Consider the following 1,595-nt stretch of genomic DNA (forward strand, 5'->3'; position numbering starts at 1 on the left):
CAATGTCATTAAGTTAAGACATTGACAATTAATATTAGACTTTTAAAGCACTGATTTAACATTTAATTGGTTAAATTGGTGCTTTTTTCGTACAACAAATAAGGCATAGCACAGATTCTGCTTTTTTAAGCTACGCGATATAAATAATATACAGCTGATTTGGGCTTAATATTTCTCTTGTCCTTGCGGCCTGGTCTAATTGGAATGGTATAATAGCTGATCTGAATAAGGATCCGTTCAAAATCTTGCGTTAAAGAAGAAGCCAAATACATGCTCTGAATAATCAAGCATGATTGCTTGAAATTGATGGCATATTGATACTTGCAATGCTTTTGCGGAATATAGGCCTGTGCATCAATTTGACTGATTGCATTAAACATAATCATATGGGCATAAATTTCCATTTCAATAAATTTATCTTGTTTGGAATGGAACTGTACGCTGCCTAAAGAATACTTCAATTTCTTGAAGGAGGTCTCAATACCCCAACGCAGATGATAAAGCTCTTTAATTCTTTTTAGCGGATAATTTTTTCGATCAAGATTGGTTAGCACAACTTCCCATTCTTCTTTGCCTGATTTGGCATCATTAATTCTAAATTTGCAGGCTCGAAATTTTATTGTGCATAACTCGCCAAAATCCCAGCTTAGATCCTGGGTATTTTTAGAGCGATACTTAATATATTGGCGATAATGATGCTGGACATGGTGAATATTCTCACTGGCTTTATGCGTGATGTAGTAATAGTTAGAAGTAGTTACCAGGCAGGAAATCTCACGATCACATTCTTGATCAGGCAATGTCGTTATTTCTTTAACTCCGCCTTTTCCAGCCTTAGTTCGTATTATGTAATGACAGTTAGGCAGGCGATTGCAGTTTTCAATCATATTGAAACTAGTGTAGCCACGATCCATTGTTACAATATATGGACCACAATTCAAAGCTTTAAGCATTTGAACAGCCGCTTTGCGTTCATCCATTTCTGATTTAGGCTGAAAAATACAATCCTGGTAGGTATTATTCAATAGATCATATAAGGCATTAACGTGAATTTGACAATAGGGTTTCTTTTTATGAGAAGAAGCTTGTACAATGTTATTCGATTTCGGATTCCAGATTTGATTAAAGTCAGAGCCATCAATGGCAAACAAACGGTAGTGATGATCAAAAAGTTGAATATTAAATAGATTTTGATTAAAAACAGTCAGAATATGTTTAAAACAAGCAGGAGAAAGCTGGCTTTTGCGTTGAACATAGGCAGAAGTACTAACTACTTTATCGTTCTTTTTAGTTGCATCTTCGCCAAAAGCTCTAAAGAGTTCACTGTTTAAATTCTGACCTTGCATGTTAATTGTAGTTTTAAGGACTGTCGCTGCATCTAAAGTGCGTTTCCTGGTAAAAGCATGAGGATTATTAATAAAATCGTGAATATGATCCCCAGTATTATTGATAATTTGATCAAGACGTTCTAGAATATTCTTATGAAGGGCTTTCATAATTAACACCATCTTTCTGGCAATAATTTTGAAGGTTTAAAATATATAAGATAGGCGAAAAGGCAGGTCTTTTCGCCTTTATTTTATACAAAAAAAGAG

1 protein-coding gene is annotated in these 1,595 nt (G+C 34.5%); it reads right to left on the bottom strand.

Annotated elements, in window-relative coordinates:
- Positions 1–125: 125 nt before the first annotated feature.
- Positions 126–1,496, bottom strand: coding sequence for an IS4 family transposase (locus CP357_RS09860; protein WP_098037215.1), 1,371 nt, complete (start codon positions 1,494–1,496; stop codon positions 126–128).
- Positions 1,497–1,595 lie beyond the last annotated feature (99 nt).

This window comes from Lactobacillus sp. UMNPBX6 (assembly GCF_002553975.1).
Classification (GTDB): Bacteria; Bacillota; Bacilli; order Lactobacillales; family Lactobacillaceae; genus Lactobacillus; species Lactobacillus gallinarum.

Coding starts and splice junctions, on each gene's coding strand:
- CP357_RS09860 (WP_098037215.1), bottom strand. CDS start 1,496: ATGAAAGCCCTTCATAAGAATATTCTAGAACGTCTTGATCAAATTATC.